The following is a 20,801-nucleotide window of genomic DNA, read 5'->3' on the forward strand; positions in this document are numbered from 1 at the left end:
ATAAGCGAGGGTGCAAATCAACAACAACACATGGAATGGGTTTCTTTATTCAACAATGAAGATAACAAAAAGGGGTAAATTTTATACATACTCTATGGAATTAGTCGACAAAAATATAAATTATTTATTGACTGTCAATAGTTTTACCAAAAATTCTATAATCCCTACCATTTTACTGGATATATTTTTGCATCATAACCGGTTTTTGGCTTCAAATTCGTAATATTGAGCGTTCAACCTGTATAAGCCCAATGTGTTTCAATTACCAGCGTATAGTTATAAAAATAGGATCAAACGTACTTACCCAAAAAAACGGCCTGCCCGATCTGGCGCGGATCAAACATTTAGTCGGGCAGATCGCTGCCATTAAAAAACAGGGGAAAGAAGTAATCCTGGTATCATCCGGCGCTGTTGCATCTGGCCGTAGCCTGATCACCATTTCAGAAAAATATGATGCGGTAGCAGCCCGGCAGCTATTGGCATCTATTGGGCAGGTTAAGCTCATTAATACCTACGCTAATTTTTTTGAAAGCTTTGATATACTTTGTTCGCAGGTATTGGTAACCCGCGAGGATTTCAGGGACAGGTTACATTACCTCAACATGAAAAACTGTCTTGACCTGTTGCTACAGCACCAGGTTATCCCGGTGGTTAATGAAAATGACGTAGTATCGGTTACCGAATTGATGTTTACCGATAACGACGAACTTGCCGGCCTCATTGCATCAATGCTGAACGCGCAGGCTCTCATAGTTTTAACCAATGTTGACGGTATTTATAATGGCGATCCTAAGGCAGAAGGATCGGCAGTGATTGAGGAAGTGGCCGGCTCAGTTGTTGATTTTGCAGAGTTTGTATCGTCGGGCAAATCGCAGTTTGGGCGCGGTGGTATGATTACCAAATCGACCATGTCGCAAAAAACGGCTCAACTGGGCATTGCGGTACACATTGCCAATGGCACGCGCGATAATATCTTAACAGATGTATTGGAAAATAGAGTAATCCATACACGCTTTATACCCAACAAAACGGCATCAGGCAAAAAGAAATGGCTGGCTCATTCAGAGAAATCGGCAGTTGGCTCGGTCCAGGTAAACGAGGGCGCTAAAACGGCGCTTGTTTCCAATAAAGCTACCAGCCTGCTTCCCATAGGCATTGTTGAGGTATTGAATGAATTTAAAAAAGGCGATATCATTAAGCTTGTTGATGACAGCCACAAACTAATAGGCCTTGGTATTGCCGAATATGGCTCTGATAAGGCCCGCGAATGGATAGGCCAAAAAAACCAGAAGCCATTGGTGCATTATGATTATCTTTATTTACAAGGCTAAGCCATGAATTACAATAGTTATTTTGAAAACGCTTTAATTGCAGGCAGGAAAGCAACCCTCGCCCCTGCCCTTATTAACCAGGTGTTGAATGATGTTGCTGCCGAAGCCATCGCGCAAACGCCATATATTTTAGCCGAGAACCAAAAGGATCTTGACCTGATGAATCCTGAAGATCCTAAATACGACAGGCTAAAACTTACAGCCGCCCGTATAGAGGCCATAGCCGGCGATATGGTAAGCGTAGCCAACCTGGATAGCCCGCTGGGTAACCAGCTTTCAGAAACACACCGGCCCAACGGCCTTTCAATAACTAAAGTGAGAGTCCCCCTGGGCGTTATCGGCGTAATTTATGAGGCAAGGCCCAACGTTACCTTTGATGTATTCGCCTTGTGCTTTAAAACAGGTAACATCAGCATATTAAAAGGCGGCAGCGATGCAGATCATTCAAACCGCGCCATCATATCCGTTATTCACCAGGTCTTAACTAAACATCACATTGATGTTAATGTAGTCACCCTCCTTCCTGCCGAGCGGGAAGCCACAGCCGCTTTATTGAGCGCCATAGGCTATGTTGATGTGCTGATACCACGCGGCAGCCAGTCGCTTATTAATTTTGTGAGAGATAACAGTAAGGTGCCGGTTATTGAGACAGGCGCAGGGATAGTGCATACTTATTTTGACTTGTCGGGAGATTTGGCTAAAGGCGCCGAAATTATAGCCAATGCCAAAACCCGCCGGGTAAGCGTATGCAACGCGTTGGATTGCTTGGTTATTCATGCCGGCAGGCTGGCAGATTTGCCACAACTTGCTTCTGTCCTGAAAGAAAAACAGGTAGAAATTTTTGCCGATGAAGATGCTTATCAGGCTCTAAAAAATGATTATCCGGAAAATCTACTGCATCACGCAACACCAGAACATTTTGGAACTGAGTTTTTATCCATGAAAATGGCGGTAAAAACGGTGGCCGATTTTAATGAAGCCTTAGTTTATATCGCCACCAACAGTTCTAAACATAGCGAAGCCATCATATCAGAGGATGCGGAAAATATTGCCACTTTTTTAAATGACGTAGATGCCGCGGCTGTTTACGCCAATGTATCAACCGCTTTTACAGATGGGGCGCAGTTTGGTTTAGGTGCCGAGATTGGGATAAGTACTCAAAAATTGCATGCCCGCGGCCCAATGGGTCTGGAAGAACTTACCAGCTACAAATGGGTTGTACGTGGCGATGGGCAGGTAAGAAACCCGTAGGCATCTTATTTCACATTTCACAGACCGCAAATCAGCATGTTTGATTTGCAGGCAGAAGACGCAAAATATTGCGTCTCTACAAAAATAAATTTTACTCCACAAAAAAAGGTGCTTCGATTGAAGCACCTTATTCGTTTCCGGCAAACTGAAATTACTTAACTAAATAGTTAGCAACGGCAACAAAACAAATGATCATCAGGATTACCCCCTGCAACTTCTGTTCTAACGTTAATTGGCTTATCATTTTATTAAATTAATTAGGGTAAAGCAAATTTATATTGTAATCTGAATGTTACAATAGATTATTTCATTTTTACGTTTATTTTAATAAAAGGATGCAAACTGTTTTATAATAGTCAACCCTACATTTATTCTTTAAATATTTGGCAATAAATCTGTTTTAATATTAAAACAGTGTTAGTGTAACACTGTTTCAAATCACCTGTTTTTAGCTATAAAACGTCATAAAAGCGCATTTTTTATTCGTTCGATCTCAATGCTTACACTTACATCTTTTCATAGTCAAAAAATATTGTCATAACTGTTTTGGTCGTATAAGTTACGATAGCCAAATAAATCTAATAGCCAGGCAAATAATTATTATCTCCACCAGTCTTATTATTGACTTTTAGTCTTAATTGGTTAGATATTTATTTTTCAAAATACTTGACACATTTGTATCATTCCTGTTACATTTATAAAAAATATAAACCCAAAGATATGCCAGAGCACATTTTTATGATTTACCTCTTAGTAGCCTGTACTGTTGTAGGTATCCTCGTTAACTCAAATATTAAGCAACGACTTAATAAAAGGAGTTAGGCTATTGTTAATTACAAGATTAAATATCCCTAATTAATAGCCCTGCAAAATCATGCGCTCATTGTTACTACAATGGGCGTTTGTTGTTTTCTACGATTCCTGATCTTGAAATTTCATAAATTAAAACTCCATATAGCAGCCATAACAAATTGCATAACAATGTAAATTAACCATAAGTTAAGTTTAAAGAAGATTGATTTACAATATTCGTAATCCTCAAAAAACGAATAACCACAACTATACAAGTACCTCAATTACTTCAAAGTATAATTTACCCTCTCCTGACCCGCGCACGTATTAACATCAAACGTAAAACCGTATCTTTGCGCCCATTATGAGTAAGCATGGCAGAATCTTAGTGGCAATGAGTGGTGGTGTTGATAGTTCGGTGGCAGCAGTGATGTTGCATGAGCAGGGCTATGAAGTTATTGGCCTTACCATGAAAACCTGGGACTATGCCTCAAGCGGTGGTAGTTCAAAAGAAACCGGCTGTTGCAGCCTGGATAGTATCAATGATGCCCGCGCGCTTGCTGTAGGTTATGGCTTTCCACATTATATATTAGATATCCGCAACGAGTTTGGCGATTTTGTAATAGATAACTTTGTTGACGAATACCTGGCTGGCCGTACCCCTAACCCATGTGTTTTATGCAACACCCATATTAAATGGGAAGCGTTATTAAAACGCGCCGATAAGCTGGATTGCGAATTTATCGCAACAGGACATTATGCCAATATCCGTTTACAGGATAGTGGCCGATACGTAATATCAAAAGGTAAAGACGAAAATAAAGATCAATCATACGTGCTTTGGGGCGTTTCTCAACAAAACCTGGCCCGTACCAAATTTCCTTTAGGCAGTTTTTCGAAACCCGAGATCAGGCAAATGGCCTTGGATATGGGCCAGATTGAACTTGCCGGCAAAAGCGAAAGCTATGAGATTTGCTTTGTGCCGGATAACGACTACAGATCGTTTCTAAGACACAAAGTTGAAGATTTGGAAGAACGTGTAGCCGGAGGCAACTTTGTGCTTACAGATGGCAAAATAGTAGGCAAACACCAGGGATATCCGTTCTACACCATTGGGCAGCGTAAGGGATTAGGTATTGCATTGGGCCAGCCCATGTTTGTCACCAAAATTGATCCCGTAACTAATACCGTTGTTTTAGGTACTGCCGAAGAACTGGAACGCAAACAGGCTTGGGTTAAAAACCTTAACCTGGTTAAATACGCCAGTATCCCTGAGCCGATTGAAGCCATTACCAAAATCCGTTATAAAGATGCCGGTGCAACAAGCAGCATTATACAAATGGGCGAGCATATGAAAGTTGATTTTCATCATAACGTATCGGGCATAGCCCCGGGCCAGTCGGCAGTTTTCTACGAAGGCAACGACTTGTTAGGTGGTGGCTTCCTGATGTAGTTTTCCTCGTTGTTGGAAGGTTGTAACGTTGAAATGTTGTAATGTTAGCTTTGCAAATGTAGTTAATTGTTGTTCGAGGGTTTTAATGTTGAGATGTTACCTTTGCAGGTATTATGTTATATTAATCATTTCATCCAAATTTTAAAACCTTAAACATTCTAATATTTCAACTTTATAGCCTTCCGGTATTCCAACTTCTCAACATACAAACCTTACAACTTTTCAACTTTACAACATTCAAACCTCCTAACTTTCTAACATCTTTAGCAAAAACAAATTGGTGTTTCGGGTACTTTATGTTTTATTTGCAAAAAATAACTGCTTAAATGGCTAAAAACTTACTGATAGTTGAATCTCCGGCGAAAGCCAAAACCATCGAGGGCTACCTTGGTAGTGACTTTGTTGTAAAGTCGAGCTACGGCCATATCCGCGATTTGGTAAAGTCTGAAGATGCGATAGACATAGGTAACAACTTCGCTCAAAAATATGAGGTACCTGCCGATAAAAAGCAGGTAGTAAGCGAGTTGAAGAAATTAGCTAAAGAAGCCGAAATGGTTTGGCTGGCATCGGACGAGGACCGCGAGGGAGAAGCCATATCATGGCATTTATATGAAACTTTAGGTTTAAAAGACCTAACCACCAAACGTATCGTTTTCCACGAGATCACCAAGCCTGCTATATTAAAGGCTATTGACACCCCCCGCAAAATTGATTACAACCTGGTAAACGCCCAGCAGGCGCGCCGTGTTTTGGATAGATTGGTAGGTTTTGAACTTTCTCCTGTGTTATGGAAAAAGGTTAAACCATCATTATCTGCCGGTAGAGTACAATCTGTAGCGGTAAGACTTATTGTTGACAGGGAACGCGAGGTAAATAAATTTACCGCCGAGGCCGCTTTTAAAATAGTGGCCATATTTGGTAAAGGTAGAGAGGCCTTTAAAGCCGAGCTTGCCGAGCGTTTTGACAAGCAGGAAGATGCGGAGAAGTTTTTGCAGGATTGTATAGGTGCCGATTTTGATGTACGTTCGTTAGAAACCAAACCGGCCAAACGTTCGCCAGCCGCTCCTTTCACCACATCAACCCTGCAGCAGGAAGCCAGCCGTAAGCTGGGTTACTCTGTCGCCCGCACCATGCAGGTGGCGCAAAGGTTATATGAATCCGGACACATCACCTATATGCGTACCGATTCGGTAAACTTATCAGATACCGCCTTAAATGGAGCGCAGCAAGAAATAGTATCAGCCTATGGCGATAAATATCATCAGCTAAGAAAATATAAAACAAAAAATGCAAGTGCCCAGGAAGCTCACGAAGCTATCAGGCCAACGTATTTTAATAACCATACCATCAACGGCGAATCAAACGAAAAGCGTTTGTATGAACTGATCTGGAAACGCGCCATCGCGTCGCAAATGAGCGAAGCACAGTTTGAGAAAACTACCGCAAAGATCAGTATCTCAACACGTAAAGATGAGTTGACTGCCAATGGTGAAGTAATGAAATTTGATGGTTTCCTTAAAGTTTACCTGGAATCACAGGACGATGAGGACGAACCACAAGCCGACGGCGAAAACGCTATGCTGCCGCCTTTAACCCGCGGACAACGTTTGGCTTTACAGGAAATGTCGGCAACGGAGCGCTATTCTCGCCCGCCCGCGCGTTATACCGAGGCAAGCCTGGTAAAAAAATTAGAGGAATTAGGTATCGGTCGCCCGTCTACCTACGCACCTACCATCTCTACTATTCAAAACCGTGGTTATGTAGTTAAGGAAGAGCGCGAAGGCAAGCAACGCAACTTTAGGGTATTAACCTTAAAGGCCGGTCAGATCACCAAAGAACAAAAAACCGAAAACACCGGTGCCGAGCGTGGTAAGCTATTCCCTACCGATATTGGCGCGGTGGTAAATGATTTCCTGGTTCAGTATTTTACTGATATTGTTGATTTCAATTTCACTGCCAGCGTTGAAAAACAATTTGATGAGATAGCACAGGGCATGAAAGAGTGGACAGCCATGCTGCACGACTTTTACAACCCTTTCCATAAAGAAGTTCAAAATACCATAGAAACCGCTGATAAAGCTACCGGCGAACGTGAATTAGGCGTTCATCCCGAAAGCGGCAAAAAAGTATCGGTACGTATTGGCCGTTATGGCCCGTTTGTACAGGTAGGCGAAAGCGCTACCGACGATGATAAAGAAAATAAACCAGCTTATGCCAGTTTACGTGCCGGCCAAAGTATTGAAACCATTTCGCTTGAAGACGCACTTGAACTGTTCAAGCTGCCAAAAGTAGTTGGTGAATATGAAGGCAAGGTAATGAAGGTGGCTATCGGTCGTTTTGGCCCTTATATTAGTCATAACAGCGCGTTTGTATCTTTACCAAAAGATATTGATCCGCATGATGTAACGGAGGCGCAGGCTATTGAGTTAATTGAGGCCAAGCGTAAAAAAGATGCCGAAAAATTGATCAAGTCTTTCGACGAAGACCCGGATGTAAAAGTTTTAAACGGCCGCTGGGGTCCGTATATTGAGTTTGGCAAGTTAAACGTTAAAATCCCTAAGGATAAAGACCCGCAAACGCTTACTTATGAGGATTGCAAGGCCTTAGCCGATGCCATGCCGAAAGATGCGAAGAAAGGTCGTTTTGGTAAAACCGTGGTAGCAGCCGCCAAACCTGCTGCAAAAAAAGCGCCGGCCAAGAAAAAGGCTCCGGCTAAGAAGAAGTAATGTTGTTGGAATGTTGTAAGGTTGAAATGTTTTAAAGTTGTTGTTAATCGGACTGCCAAACAACATTTCAACCTTACAACATTCCAACTTTATAACAAAAAAATGATCAAAGACCTCCCCGATAATACCGTACAGGACATAGCCATTGCAGTTGCTTTGGAGCGTGAAAGTGTTGAGAGTAAAATCTGGTACGTATATCTTATCAATCTCAAAGATGAGCCTATTGAAAACGTACTAATCACTTCAAAAGGTTACGGCGAAAAAAATGGCGAGCAGGTAAAAACCTCAGTTTTAAGGCACATGATCCCGGTTGTTGATGGCAAAAACTACAAATTGATAGAGCCGATTGATGAGCAAACTTTCGGTCTTAATAACGAGTACTGGCTTAGTTATTATATCGGTACCAATATTTATGATAAAAAGTTCATTTTCCTGCCCGAAAGTATCGTCGAGATGAATTTTATAAAGCTGCCGGTACTCAATAAGCCCGGCGTAATGATATTGTGATGGTTTGGTTAGTAGTTGATTGAGTTGGAGTAAGTTTCAGTGAATCAGTTTTTTTAGGCAATTTATTTTCAAATTAATAAAACAAAGTATCTGGCGATTGCATTGCGCCCTAATCAACCTAATCAACCTAATCAACCTAATCAACCACTCACCACATAAAATATTCCCAAACTATTATTTGTTGTTATAAATTTTATACATTCATGAAATAAATAAACCTATTTCATGGAGAACGGATATACCAGGTTCCGCAAGCGTAAAAGCTTAATTACATTCGGTTCTGCGCTCGCGGTGCTGTTAGTTATAGCTTACCTTATTGTAAATGCCAATAAAAAAATCATTGTTGATCCAGCCTTTAGCAAATACATTGAATCATATACTACCGGTGTAATTTCAAAGGAAAGTACCATCAGGATAAGGCTGGCCAATACCGTTCAGGTTACGCATCAGCAAAATGAAGAGGTTGATAACGATCTTATTGATTTTTCGCCGTCGATAAAAGGCAAAGCTTATTGGGTTGACGCACGCACTATCGAATTTAAACCCACTAAAAAACTCGATCCAGAGAAAACCTATATTGCCGATTTTAAACTGGGTAAACTGATCGATGTCCCCTCAAAATTTAATCGTTTCCGCTTTAATTTTGAAGTTGTTAAACCCGATTTTAATGTAACCCTTAATGGTTTGCAAACAGCCACCAGTACATCAACAGATGAAATGAAGCTGGAGGGCAATATCCAAACCGCCGATGTTGAAGATCCGGCACTGGTCGAAAAAATAATCACCATTAATTACCTTACTCCCGTAAAAATTTCCTGGGTACACACCGGCCAAACCCATACCTTTAAAGTTACCGGCTTAAAGCGTCAATCGGGCGAAGTAGCGCCACTTACCGTTAACTGGGACGGCAGCAGTTTGGATATCGATAAAAAAGGCGATCAAAAGTTTGAGGTGCCCGCTATAGGCGATTTTAAGGTGCTTAACATACGCGCTATTCAGGATAACGACCAATATGTGCAGATCCAGTTTTCTGACGCCATTATGGTTGGCCAGGAATTAAACGGCCTTATTGGTATCGGTAACATAGCCGATGCCGCCTATACTATTGATGGCAGTGTAGTAAAGGTATATGCGCCCGAACGCCTTGAAGGCAACTACAGCGTATTTGTAAACGAAGGGGTTGAAAACATATCGCACAAAAAGATCACCAAAACCTATACCGCTAATGTTTTCTTTGAGAACAGGTTACCTAACGTCACCATCCCCGGCAAAGGCGTAATTCTTCCAGATTCTGGCAAGTTGATGATGCCATTTGAAGCCGTTAACCTTAAAGCGGTTGATGTAAGTATCATTAAGATTTATGAAAGCAATGTGCCGCAGTATTTTCAAAACAATGATTTTAACGGCGGCCAGGAATTAAGGCAGGTGGGCAAGCCCATAGTGCAAAAAACAATAAGGCTTGACGCTGATAAAGGGATAAACCTGCATAAAAAGAACCGCTTTATGCTCGATCTGGATCAGATGATCCGTACCGAACCGGGTGCTATTTACCGGGTGATCATCGGTTTCAGGCAAGAATACTCGTTATATAATTGCAGTCTTGGCGGCTCTGGCAAAAAAGGCGACGGCGACGATGAATATGAGGGTGGCGAACAATACAGCGATAACGCCGGTAAAGTAAGCGATGAAGATGACGACTTTTGGAGCAGGTACGATAACTTTTATCCCGAAGGTTACAGCTGGCAGGATAAGGATAACGCCTGCACCCCATCCTACTATACCAAAACACGCTGGGCCATCCGCAATATTATCGCGTCGAACATTGGTTTGATAGCTAAACGTGGCAATGATAATAATATGTTGGTTGCGGTAACCGATATCATGAGCGCCAAACCAATGGATGGTGTGGAGTTGCAGTTACTGGATTACCAAAAACAGATCATTTTTAAAACAACTTCAGGATCGGATGGGTTGGCCAATTTTTCGCTGAAAAGAAAGCCTTACCTGTTGGTGGCCAAAAAAGGTAGCCAGCGCGGTTATTTGAAATTAGATGACGGCAATTCGCTTCCCCTCTCCCGTTTCAATGTAAGCGGCGAAGAAATTCAGGGCGGCTTAAAGGGCTTCCTTTATGGCGAACGCGGCGTTTGGCGGCCCGGCGATAGCATTTACATGACCTTTATGCTGGAGGATAAACTCAAAACCCTTCCGGCAGACCACCCCGTTGAGTTTGAATTGAAAGACCCCAACGACAAGTTATATAAACGCATCACTCAAACAAAATCTGTTGATGGTTTCTACAGTTTTCATACCGCTACCGAAACCTCATCACCTACCGGTAACTGGACAGCCAAAGTAAAAGTGGGCGGCGCCAGCTTTGAAAAGAAAATTAAGGTTGAAACCATCATGCCAAACCGCCTTAAACTGAGTTTGACCTTTGGTGGCGCAAATGAACTAACCAAGGGCAATAACGCCAACGGTAAACTTAGCGCGCAATGGTTATTTGGCGGGGCAGCTCAAAATTTAAAGGCTAAGGTGGATGCTTTCCTGTCGCCACAGGCAACCAGCTTTAAAAACTATAAAGATTATGTTTTTGACGATCCTACCCTGGCTTTCAATACCCAAACACAAACTGTATTTGACGGTAAGCTAAGCGCCGAGGGCAATGCCGACGTGGATGCCAATATAAATGTAGAAAAACAGGCTCCCGGCCAGTTACGCGCCAATTTCCTGGTAAAGGTGTTTGAACCGGGCGGCAATTTCAGCATTCAACAGGTTAGCATGCCTTACAATGTTTACCCGGGTTATGTGGGCATTAAAACACCAACCGGCAGCGAACTATCGGGTATGTTGGTTACCGATAAGGATCACCAGATTGATATTGCCGATGTAGATGTAAACGGTAACGCACTTGCCGGTACCCGCAATGTTGAACTGGAACTTTACAAAGTACAATGGCGCTGGTGGTGGGATCAAACCGGCGATGAAACCAGCAATTTTACACAGGATAAATATAACAAGCTCATTAAAACGGCGAGTGTACAATTGGTAAACGGTCGTGGTAAATGGAACCTGCGTATCCCTAAAGCCGATTGGGGCCGCTACCTCATCAAGGTTAAAGACGAACAAACCGGCCACTCAACCGGTAAAATCATTTATGTTGATTGGCCAAACTGGTCGGAAAGGTTACAGCAAAGCAACCCAACCGAGGCAGCCATGCTTTCTTTTACAGCTGATAAACAAAGCTACAAAGTTGGCGAACAGGCTACGTTAACTATCCCTACCCCAGGTGATGGCCGGGCTTTAATCAGCTTTGAAAATGGCAGCAAAGTTTTAAAAACCACCTGGATTGATACTAAAAAGGGACAAACCCAATACAGCTTTACAGTTGAGCCGGAAATGGCACCAAACATTTTTGTAAACGTTACCCTGCTGCAAAGGCATTCGCAAACGGTGAACGATTTGCCTATCCGTATGTATGGCGCAATACCTTTAACTGTAAACAATCCCGAAACTATTTTGAAACCGGTGATCAATATGCCGGATAAAATCAGACCTGAAACAGAATCGGCCATTACGGTATCGGAGGCATCGGGTAAGGAAATGACTTACACCATAGCCATCGTTGATGAAGGCCTGCTGGATATCACCAATTACAAACTGCCCGATCCGCACGAAACTTTTTACGCCCGTGAAGCTTTGGGTGTTAAAACCTGGGATTTGTTTGATTACGTGATTGGCGCTTATGGCGGCGGCCTGGAACGCATTTTAAGCATTGGCGGCGACGGTAACCTGGGCACAAACAAAAACGTGTCTGTAAATCGCTTTAAGCCCGTTGTTAGATTTATGGGGCCGTTCCACCTTGCTGCAGGTGAAAAGCAAACCACGGCCTTTAAACTGCCACAATACGTAGGCTCTGTAAAAGCTATGGTTGTTGCCGGGCATGATGGCAGCTATGGTATTGCCGAAAAGGCGGTTGCGGTTAAAAAACCTTTGATGATACTGGCTACTTTACCACGCGTGCTTGGCCCGTCAGAAAAAGTGCAGTTGCCTGTTACTGTTTTTGCAATGGAACCTAATATAAAAACGGTAACCGTTTCTGTACAAAGCAATGCCTTCAGTAACCTAACCGGTAACAACACCCAAACCCTCACTTTCGCCAAAACCGGCGACCAACTGGCAACGTTTGATTTGAATGTAAAGGATTTTGTTGGCGTAGGCAAGGTAAAGATCATAGCCAAAAGCGGCAGTGAAACAGCTGCTTATGACGTTGAATTGAATATACGTAACCCCAACCCACCGGTTACACGCATCACCGAAAAAGAGTTAAAGCCAGGCGAAGCATGGAGTATGGCTTTCCAGGCAATCGGTATTGCAGGCACCAATAAAAACACCATCGCGGTTGCTTCTATCCCACCGTTAAATCTCGATAAACGTTTAGATTACCTGATAGATTATCCGCACGGTTGTGTGGAACAAACCACTTCGGCAGCATTCCCGCAATTGTATCTTGATCAATTGCTTGACCTATCGGCAAGACAAAAGGCCGAATCTGAAAGGAATATCAAAGCAACCATCGCCCGTCTTAACGGTTTCCAGGTGCCGGGTGGAGGTTTAAGCTACTGGCCATACGGTGGCGCGGCCGACGAATGGGGAACCAACTACGCTGGTCATTTTATGCTTGCAGCGCAGGCCCAAGGCTACAGTATGCCGTTAGGTTTTATAGAACAATGGAAAAAATTCCAAAAACAAAAAGCCTTAACCTGGGCGCCTGATAGCCGCAGTTTTTATGGCGACGACCTGAACCAGGCCTATCGTCTGTACTTGTTAGCCCTCGCACGCTCTCCGGAGTTAGGGGCCATGAACCGCTTGCGCGAATTTAAATACCTGAGTGTTGAAGCCAAGTGGCGATTGGCTGCAGCTTATAAACTTGCCGGCCAGCCAGAAATTGGTTTGAGGATGATAGCGGGTTTGCCAACCACAATTAAGCCGTACAACACCATGTTTGGCACCTACGGGTCCGACTTGCGGGATGAGGCTATGATATTGGAAACCCTCACCCTGCTTGGCAAACAAGCGCAAGCTGCAAGCCAGCTCAGAACAGTTGCCGCAAGATTATCGCAGGATGATTGGTATAGTACGCAAACCACCGCTTATTCGCTCATAGCAATAGCGCAATATTGTGGGCAAAATCATTCACCGGGTAAACTTTCGTTCAACTTCCAGTCGGGCGCCGCTAAATCGGATGTAAACTCAGCATCTTATATATGGCAAAATGCGCTGGCTGCCAATGGTGGCAAAGTAACCATTAAAAACCAGGGTACTAACAGGCTTTATTTAAGACTGATACAAAAAGGGCAACCATCATCGGGCTTAGATGTAAAAACATTTATCGACCCTAATGTTTTACAAATGCGGGTTGGTTACTTTAGCTTAACCGGCAAACCTATCGACCCAGCATCCTTAAAACAAGGTACCGATTTTGTAGCCCAGGTGAATATCAAAAATCCAGGCAGGCGTGGCAGGTACGATAACCTGGCGCTAAGTCAAATCTTCCCATCAGGATGGGAGATCCTGAATAGCCGGATGCTGAACAACGATGAAGCGTTTAAGTCATCACCATCAGATTACCGCGACATCAGGGACGACCGGGTTAATACTTATTTTAGTCTGTCGGAAGGACACGAGGTAACCTACTATGTAATGCTCAACGCGGCCTACGCCGGGCACTACTATTTGCCTGCCGTATATTGCGAGGCCATGTACAACAGCTCCATCAACAGCCTGATTAAAGGGCAATGGGTTGATGTGGTTAAATAACACTGCATGAATTAACCAACCGATGAAAAACTTACGAAGTTTCAAAAACTTCGTAAGTTTGGATTTGCAGCATTCAATTATACGCGTTGCTAAAACGGTTTACTAACCAGGATATGTTTTTCCATTTCACAGATAAATTCCCCCAGCTAATCCCCTATCTTGATAAGTACAGGGCGTTTTTAAAGCGGATGGAGATTTCTGCTAAAACGGTTTTGCTGGAGGAAGGCAGCGTGTCTCAAAACTATATATACGTAGAAAAAGGCTGTGTACGCGCTTTTTTCAACAATAACGGCGAAGCTAAAACGGTTCAGTTCTTTTTTGAAAATGAGGGCCTCACCTCTTTTGAAAGTTTCACCAATAATTCCCCAAGCCTTTTAACCATTGAAGCTATCGAACCATCTGTGGTGCACTTACTGCCTAAAAAATATGTGAACCAATTGGTAAAAGATTTAATTAAAGAACCCGAGTTTGCGCAACTGATACTACAAGTGTCTGCGGGCAGGCAAATGCATTACATGAACGAGTTTTTCTCCTTCATCCGCGATACACCGGAGGAACGGTATCAAAATCTTTTGAATAATCGCCCTCATATTATTCAGCGGGTACCGCAGCATTACATTGCATCATACCTGGGCGTTACCACAGTTCATCTTAGCCGCATTAAAAGTAAGATAGCTAAGGGCAAAGCCCATTTCTAAAACTTGATAACATATGTTATCGTGTCGTCGCCATTGGCCGCCGTAGTTTTGTTTTATCAAAAAGCAAACAAAATGAAAGCAGCGGTAATATATCAAAAAGGCGAGCTACCACAGTACGTGGATTTCCCCGAACCTATAGCAAAAAACGATGACGAATTATTAGTAACCGTAAAGGCGGTGGCTATTAAACATCTTGACAAAGGCACAGCATCCGGCAAACACTATTCAAGCGATACACCAAAAGAAGGCGGCCGTGTAATTGGCGGCGACGGAGCTTGTGTTTTAGAGGACGGTACACGAGTATACGGCATAGCAATAAATGGCATGCTTGCCGAAAAAGCGATTATCCATAAAAGCAGGATAGTGAAAATTCCCGATGGATTGGACGATGCTATAGCTTCCGCGCTCCCAAACGCGGTGATTGGCGCGGCGATGGGGCTAAAATTTAAAGCTGATATTAAACAGGGAGATATTGTACTGGTTAATGGTGCTACTGGTTTTACAGGGCGCATAGCCGTACAAATAGCCAGACACTACGGCGCTGCAAAAATAATTATAACGGGTAGAAACGAAGAATCGCTCAATGACCTGTTATCACTCGGTGCCGATGAAAAGATTTCGGTATTACAGGACGATGATAGTTTCAAAGCACAACTTGCCGCAATACATTCAACTACCCCAATTGACATTATCATAGATTATTTGTGGGGACATACCGCCGAAATGATCCTGGCTTGTTTAAAAGGCAATAGCTCCTTTACCAATAAAATAAGATATGTATCTGTTGGTAGTATGATGGGCGATTTGATCCAGTTATCCGCAGCAAACCTAAGAAGTGTTGATCTACAATTAACCGGCTCAGGCCTTGGTGCTTGGTCTAAACAGCAGGTTGCACAACTTTTTAGCGAGATTTTGCCGGAGATGTTTGAATTAGCTGTTGCGGGTAAGCTTAAAGTGGATATTACAGAAGTTAAGCTTGAGGATATAACAGCGCTTTGGGATCTTGATGTGCCGGGTGGGAAGCGGCTGGTAGTGACGATTTAAGGTCTTAAAATCCACGAATGAACAAGGGAAAAACTTACGAAGTCTTTAAGACTTCGTAAGTTTGGCTCTGCGATTAACAAAAATAAGTGTTTTGATAAGTCAATAAAACCCTATTTGTTCTGCGTTACCTTCACCCAATCAACCAGCATTTTGGCCTGGTGATTTTTGATAAGTTTAACGGTCGAGGCGGGTAAGCCATTGTAAGGCTCTTTTACGCCATTAATCTTTTCGGGATAAGCGCCGCCTAAAGCATAGTCAAAAATAAGGTACTTTTTGCTGTCGAATGCCCATTTACCGTAATGCTCGGCCATTTTGCGGCTCACTCTAAACATCAGCTTGCCATCGTACACAAAATCAAGATAATCCGGTGTCCAGTCTACGCCGTAAATATGCCATTTGGTAACATCGTTATTAGCGTCAAAATATTGCCGATTAACAAAGGGGGTTTCACCGCTGTAGCCAGGGCCATGCACCGCGGCGCTTGCCCAATCTTTTTCACCAATGTATTCCATAATATCAACCTCGCCGGTTGCGGGCCATTCGTCGTTACCCAGCATCCACCAGGCAGGCCATAAGCCCGCGCCATCGGTTAATTTTATTTTTGCATAGGCGCTCCCGTAGGCAAAATCAAATTTCCCCTTGGTGTTTATCCTGCCGGATATGAAGTCAAAGTGCTGCCCGTCCTTAGTTACAAAACCCGGCATCGATTGCGGGCGAATCAACAAAGCGCCGTTTTTAGCCCCCTCGGCTGCCGCGCCTTTCACGGTAAAAATAGTAGCGCTGGTATCGGTATATGCCTGCAACTCGTTGTTAACGTGCATACCGGTGATCTCTACATTCCATTTGCTCCTATCCAGTTTGCTACCGTTAAAATCGTCGAAGAAAACAACTTTGGCAGATTTAGTCGCCGCTTTCTTTTGTTGCGCAAACGCGGTCGTCGATAATGCGAAGATGCCGCAAAACGAGCATATAAAAGTGAACCCAAACTTTCGGTATATCATATAGTATTAATTAAGATAGTTTGACTTAAATAATTTGTTTAAACCGGTGCTGTTCGCCTTTAAAGCAAACGGCACCGGTATTTATAAAGCTTATTGGTACAGGCGGATGTAATCAACCTCCATAGTAGCATTGTTGAAAGCCGGATCAACCGCGCCGCCAAAATTACCTCCCATGGCCACATTTAAAATGATGAAAAACTTGTGGTTGAACGGTAGCGTACTGTCGTTAGGAACAGTAAAATATACCACATCGTCAACCATAAATTTAACGGCAGTTGCCGACCAATCAAGCGCGTACCGATGAAAATCGGTAGTGGCACCGGTAATCATCGTATTGCCGCCAACAGCGTTACCACCAGAGTGACCTGGGTAATGAACCGTGCCATAAATTTTATTAAGACTGTTACCTACGTGCTCCATAATGTCAATCTCACCACAGCCCGGCCATGGGTTAGTAGCAATATCATCGCCCATTGCCCATATGGCAGGCCATGTGCCGGCACCGGCGGGTAGTTTAGCCCTGATCTCCAGTTTACCGTATTTAAAGGAAAACTTATTGAGCGTAAGTATCCTTGCCGAGGTATATGCGCTGCCCATATAAGCCTCTTTTTTGAGGTTTATTTTTAGCGTACCACCCGATACCACCGCATTATCTGTACGGTTGGTATAATATTCCAGCTCGTTATTGCCCCAGCCGTTATTATTACCCAGGTCATATCCCCATAAAGAAGGATCTGGCGCGCCATCGGTATTGAACTCTTCGGCCCAGGTAGCACCCGATCCTGTACCACCGGTTGATGCCGTTAATGACACTGACACCTGAATAGACGTAACCGAAGTTTGGCCAGTACTGCTTTTGGCGGTAACTTTTATAGTATAAGTACCTGCTGCCAGGTACTTATAGGTTACGGTTCCGGTTGTTGAAGTTTGAAACAAACCATTGCCAAAATCAAACTCGTAGCTAACCGCGTTCTGGGCCGTTGCCGTAAGACTTACGTTTCCACTGGCATCGGTACTTACTGTTGAGGTAAGCTTTAGCCCGGTAGGCGGATTATTGGGAGTGCCTGTACCGTCCCCACCCTTTTTGCCGCATGCGGCAAATGCACACACCAGGAGCACTAAAATCGATAATCTTAAATATTTCATATGGTTTGTTATTTAACTTTCAGTTTTTGATACCAGGCCAGCCCATCAATACCAATATTACGTAAAGATATGTTGGTATCACTTATTGATAAAATTTCATAAGTGTTGGCGCCCGTACCAAAATTAATTAAGCCATTGCCCGGTACCATAAACTGCACCATGGTTGAATTGCCCGAGTTTGAACCCGAAGTGGCATCCATAAACACCAGCTTTTTAGAACCACTTTCGTCAATATCATAACAATTATCGCCACCGGCCTTGCCATAATAAGCAGTTGAAGCAGCTATTACAAATGATTGACCTTTGTTGTTAACGCTCATCAGGATATTTCCATTAGCATCTTTGGTAAAGGTGATCTCATCATCGTACAAACAATCAGCACGTTGATTTGGTGTAGCAGCATAATAATCTGGCGTAAAAGTATTGGTTGGCCCTACTCCTACGTGGCCAGGCGCATTTCTGTCGGTAACCCAGGTACGTGAAGTGCCGCCTGTTAAACCTTCTACAATTGCAGGTGGAATAGTGTACGCGACAAACACCGTGATTTTTTTACTGATGGTTGAAGTAGCGCCACCGGTACCTATCGCATTTACCGTAATGGTGTAATTAAATATACCCGGGTTATTATACTTATAGATAATTACGCCCGACGATACAATTTGCTTATTACCATCGCCAAAATCTACGTTGTAGGTAATAGCATTGGTTGCCGATACGTTTATAGCAACTGTACCCACGCCAGAACCGGTTGGGTTTGCCGCGTCGGCACCGGTAATGGTTGCGGTTAATTTTAAATCGGATGGCGTTTTAATTTCACCAAACGAATACTTTGTTTTAGTACAGCTGCTGTAAGTGATAACAGCTGCAATAAAAAACATCGCGATTAATTTTATTTTCAATTTCATGATCAGTTAAATTAATTAAGTGAAATATCATCAAACAACCAGGTGTAATTGGCCGTTCCGTCGCCATTGGTACCATTATCAAATATCAATACCACTTTTTGGTATGATTTTGAGGCATTGATGGCACTGTAATCAAACGTAAGCGTTTCCCAATCGTTGGCTTTGGTAGTTGGCACTTCTACCTGGTAGCTTACGGTGCCATCGGTGAGGTTTTCAACTTTCAGCAATACTTTAGCGCCAACCCTTGGCGAGTACACCTTCATGGTAAAGGTTTTTTTGGTCGAAAAATCAATTGGGGAAGGCAGGGTAAAGAAACTGCCGCCATAGTTTTGATCATTGTATTTAACCATTTTACCTACTTTATTGCTCACATCAATACCTGTTTTATGCGGATTATCAATAACGGTGATTACTCCGCCACCAAAATCGGTTGTAGCATAACTTAACGTGCTTGATTCAAAAGTAAGTGGCAAAGCCAGTACTTCCGGCGCGGCTGCCACAAACTTCACATCATCCCAATAGAATTTTTTACCGCTGCCCGATACATTAAAGTCAAAGAAAATTGAAGCTTTATCGTAAGTGGTTGATAAATCTAAAGCTGGCGTACCTGAAGCGTTTTTGCTGAAATCAAACGTCAAAGTTTCCCAACCGTTGGCTATTGTTGTCAATACATCGGTTTCAACAGATTTTGCACCGTTGGTATGATCTTCCAATTTTAATTTAATATCGATTCCTGCTGCTGGAGAGTATACCCTCACGCTCATTTTACTATTTGTAGCAGTAAGTGGCACTTTAGTGGCAAAACCGGTTGGGGTGCCAATTGTAACCCCTGCCCAGGTTTCCGCGCCTGCTACTTTGGTAGTCAGTTTAACTTTATTAGCGGCATTGGTGGGATCAACGCTATCTACAGTTTGATCGTTACCAAAATCGGTAACCGCGTAGTTGAATGTAGCATCATCAAAAGTAACCGGTAAATCAATTTGTTTTAACGGCGGGGCCGATGGTACAAATTTCAAATCATCGGCATAATAAGCCTTACCGTCGCCAGATACACCAAAGTTGAAGAACAACGATGCCTTATCATAGCTGTAAGCTGCATTCAATGCGGGTGTACCCGCTGCAGGCGAGTTAAAATCAAATGTTAGGGTTTCCCATTTGTTAGCCACGGTAGTTTTAACGTCAGTTTCAACCGCGTGCGTACCATCGTTATGGTCTTCTATTTTTAGTTTGATATCTAAACCGGCAGCCGGTGAGTAAACCCTTACACTCATTTTTGAGGAAAGCGCTGTAACCGGAATTTTTGTAGCAAAGCCCAAAGATGTACCGATGGTTGTACCGGCCCATACTTCAGATCCAGCACCTTTAATGGCCTTTAAAACCTTGTTAGCTGCGTTTGTTGGATCGACAGCTACAGATGATATATTGCCACCAAAATCACTTGTGGTATAATCATAATTAGGATCATCAAACGTAACCGGCAAATCAATTTGTTTACCAACTTTAATGGTATCCAAATAAGTGGTTGTAGCCGCGCCACCGCTTAAGGCCACAATTTTAACAATGTAAACACCCGCGCCCGCATAACTATGCGTTACGGTTTGTCCTTCTAAAAATGATTTAAATGGCACAGGTGATACGTTAGTTGAATCGCCATAATAAACTTTAAATAAAGTTTCATAATCAGCTGAGGCAGAAACGTTAATATTGAGACCACTAATAGCAACCGTGGCTTTCAGATTCTCGGGCGCACGGAACGAAACAGTTAACGGCTGGCTAAACTCGGTAGTTTTGCCATTAAGGCCATGCCCTACCACTTTCACGGTGTAGTTACCTTCGGCATACGTGTGCTGCACGTTTTTACCTGCCGCAACTTTTACGAAGGCCGATCCGGCATCACCGTAATACACATCGTATGATACGGTGCCCTCGCCGTTTGGCGTTATGGTAACCAGGCCGGTATTATCCTGTGTGATATCAAACAGGACCGATAGTTTAGCAGGCGATGTTATACCATTTACAAAAGAAGTATCGGTAAACGACTCCTTTTTACAACCGGCTGTAACTGCGAGTAACAATGCTATACTATAAAAATATTTTCTTGCATTCATGATTGTTAATTTTAATAGTTAA

Annotated in this window: 12 protein-coding genes; 8 read left to right on the forward strand and 4 right to left on the reverse strand. The window is 43.1% G+C overall.

Features of this window, described 5'->3' with window-relative positions:
- Positions 1 to 251 precede the first annotated feature (251 nt).
- The 8 genes from proB (at position 252) to QWZ17_RS28425 (ending at position 15,619) form a co-directional block, all read left to right on the forward strand.
- Positions 252 to 1,331: a glutamate 5-kinase gene (proB, locus tag QWZ17_RS28390; protein ID WP_290308737.1), complete on the forward strand. Its 1,080-nt coding sequence runs from the start codon at positions 252 to 254 to the stop codon at positions 1,329 to 1,331.
- A 3-nt stretch (positions 1,332 to 1,334) separates the two neighbouring features.
- Positions 1,335 to 2,582, forward strand: coding sequence for a glutamate-5-semialdehyde dehydrogenase (locus QWZ17_RS28395; RefSeq protein ID WP_290308738.1), 1,248 nt, complete (start codon positions 1,335 to 1,337; stop codon positions 2,580 to 2,582).
- A gap of 1,156 nt (positions 2,583 to 3,738) precedes the next feature.
- Positions 3,739 to 4,827 (forward strand): tRNA 2-thiouridine(34) synthase MnmA, encoded by a 1,089-nt coding sequence (gene mnmA / locus QWZ17_RS28400; protein ID WP_290308739.1) that lies wholly within the window; start codon positions 3,739 to 3,741, stop codon positions 4,825 to 4,827.
- A gap of 326 nt (positions 4,828 to 5,153) precedes the next feature.
- The gene (topA, locus tag QWZ17_RS28405; RefSeq protein ID WP_290308740.1) at positions 5,154 to 7,553 is read left to right on the forward strand and encodes a type I DNA topoisomerase; all 2,400 of its coding nucleotides are present in this window, start codon (positions 5,154 to 5,156) and stop codon (positions 7,551 to 7,553) included.
- A gap of 102 nt (positions 7,554 to 7,655) precedes the next feature.
- Positions 7,656 to 8,060, forward strand: coding sequence for a hypothetical protein (locus tag QWZ17_RS28410; protein WP_290308741.1), 405 nt, complete (start codon positions 7,656 to 7,658; stop codon positions 8,058 to 8,060).
- Positions 8,061 to 8,285: 225 nt separating this feature from the next.
- Positions 8,286 to 13,877, forward strand: coding sequence for an alpha-2-macroglobulin family protein (locus tag QWZ17_RS28415; RefSeq protein ID WP_290308742.1), 5,592 nt, complete (start codon positions 8,286 to 8,288; stop codon positions 13,875 to 13,877).
- Positions 13,878 to 13,963: 86 nt separating this feature from the next.
- Positions 13,964 to 14,575: a Crp/Fnr family transcriptional regulator gene (locus QWZ17_RS28420; RefSeq protein WP_290308743.1), complete on the forward strand. Its 612-nt coding sequence runs from the start codon at positions 13,964 to 13,966 to the stop codon at positions 14,573 to 14,575.
- Between the two features lie 3 nt (positions 14,576 to 14,578).
- Positions 14,579 to 15,619: a quinone oxidoreductase family protein gene (locus QWZ17_RS28425; protein WP_290308744.1), complete on the forward strand. Its 1,041-nt coding sequence runs from the start codon at positions 14,579 to 14,581 to the stop codon at positions 15,617 to 15,619.
- A gap of 110 nt (positions 15,620 to 15,729) precedes the next feature.
- Here QWZ17_RS28425 and QWZ17_RS28430 read toward each other — a convergent pair whose 3' ends face one another.
- From QWZ17_RS28430 to QWZ17_RS28445, 4 genes are all read right to left on the reverse strand, one after another.
- Positions 15,730 to 16,620 carry a glycoside hydrolase family 16 protein gene (locus tag QWZ17_RS28430; RefSeq protein WP_290308745.1) on the reverse strand — a complete coding sequence of 297 codons (891 nt, stop codon included), beginning with the start codon at positions 16,618 to 16,620 and terminating at the stop codon, positions 15,730 to 15,732.
- A 90-nt stretch (positions 16,621 to 16,710) separates the two neighbouring features.
- Positions 16,711 to 17,766 (reverse strand): family 16 glycosylhydrolase, encoded by a 1,056-nt coding sequence (locus QWZ17_RS28435; protein ID WP_290308746.1) that lies wholly within the window; start codon positions 17,764 to 17,766, stop codon positions 16,711 to 16,713.
- 8 nt (positions 17,767 to 17,774) lie between these two features.
- On the reverse strand, positions 17,775 to 18,671 hold the full coding sequence (locus QWZ17_RS28440; RefSeq protein WP_290308748.1) for a PKD domain-containing protein: 897 nt from the start codon (positions 18,669 to 18,671) through the stop codon (positions 17,775 to 17,777).
- 11 nt (positions 18,672 to 18,682) lie between these two features.
- The gene (locus tag QWZ17_RS28445) at positions 18,683 to 20,779 is read right to left on the reverse strand and encodes a phage tail protein (RefSeq protein WP_290308749.1); all 2,097 of its coding nucleotides are present in this window, start codon (positions 20,777 to 20,779) and stop codon (positions 18,683 to 18,685) included.
- Positions 20,780 to 20,801 lie beyond the last annotated feature (22 nt).

This window comes from Mucilaginibacter flavus (assembly GCF_030409315.1).
GTDB classification, from domain to species: Bacteria; Bacteroidota; Bacteroidia; order Sphingobacteriales; family Sphingobacteriaceae; genus Mucilaginibacter; species Mucilaginibacter flavus.

Coding starts and splice junctions, on each gene's coding strand:
- proB (WP_290308737.1), top strand. CDS start 252: ATGTGTTTCAATTACCAGCGTATAGTTATAAAAATAGGATCAAACGTA.
- QWZ17_RS28395 (WP_290308738.1), top strand. CDS start 1,335: ATGAATTACAATAGTTATTTTGAAAACGCTTTAATTGCAGGCAGGAAA.
- mnmA (WP_290308739.1), top strand. CDS start 3,739: ATGAGTAAGCATGGCAGAATCTTAGTGGCAATGAGTGGTGGTGTTGAT.
- topA (WP_290308740.1), top strand. CDS start 5,154: ATGGCTAAAAACTTACTGATAGTTGAATCTCCGGCGAAAGCCAAAACC.
- QWZ17_RS28410 (WP_290308741.1), top strand. CDS start 7,656: ATGATCAAAGACCTCCCCGATAATACCGTACAGGACATAGCCATTGCA.
- QWZ17_RS28415 (WP_290308742.1), top strand. CDS start 8,286: ATGGAGAACGGATATACCAGGTTCCGCAAGCGTAAAAGCTTAATTACA.
- QWZ17_RS28430 (WP_290308745.1), bottom strand. CDS start 16,620: ATGATATACCGAAAGTTTGGGTTCACTTTTATATGCTCGTTTTGCGGC.
- QWZ17_RS28435 (WP_290308746.1), bottom strand. CDS start 17,766: ATGAAATATTTAAGATTATCGATTTTAGTGCTCCTGGTGTGTGCATTT.
- QWZ17_RS28440 (WP_290308748.1), bottom strand. CDS start 18,671: ATGAAATTGAAAATAAAATTAATCGCGATGTTTTTTATTGCAGCTGTT.
- QWZ17_RS28445 (WP_290308749.1), bottom strand. CDS start 20,779: ATGAATGCAAGAAAATATTTTTATAGTATAGCATTGTTACTCGCAGTT.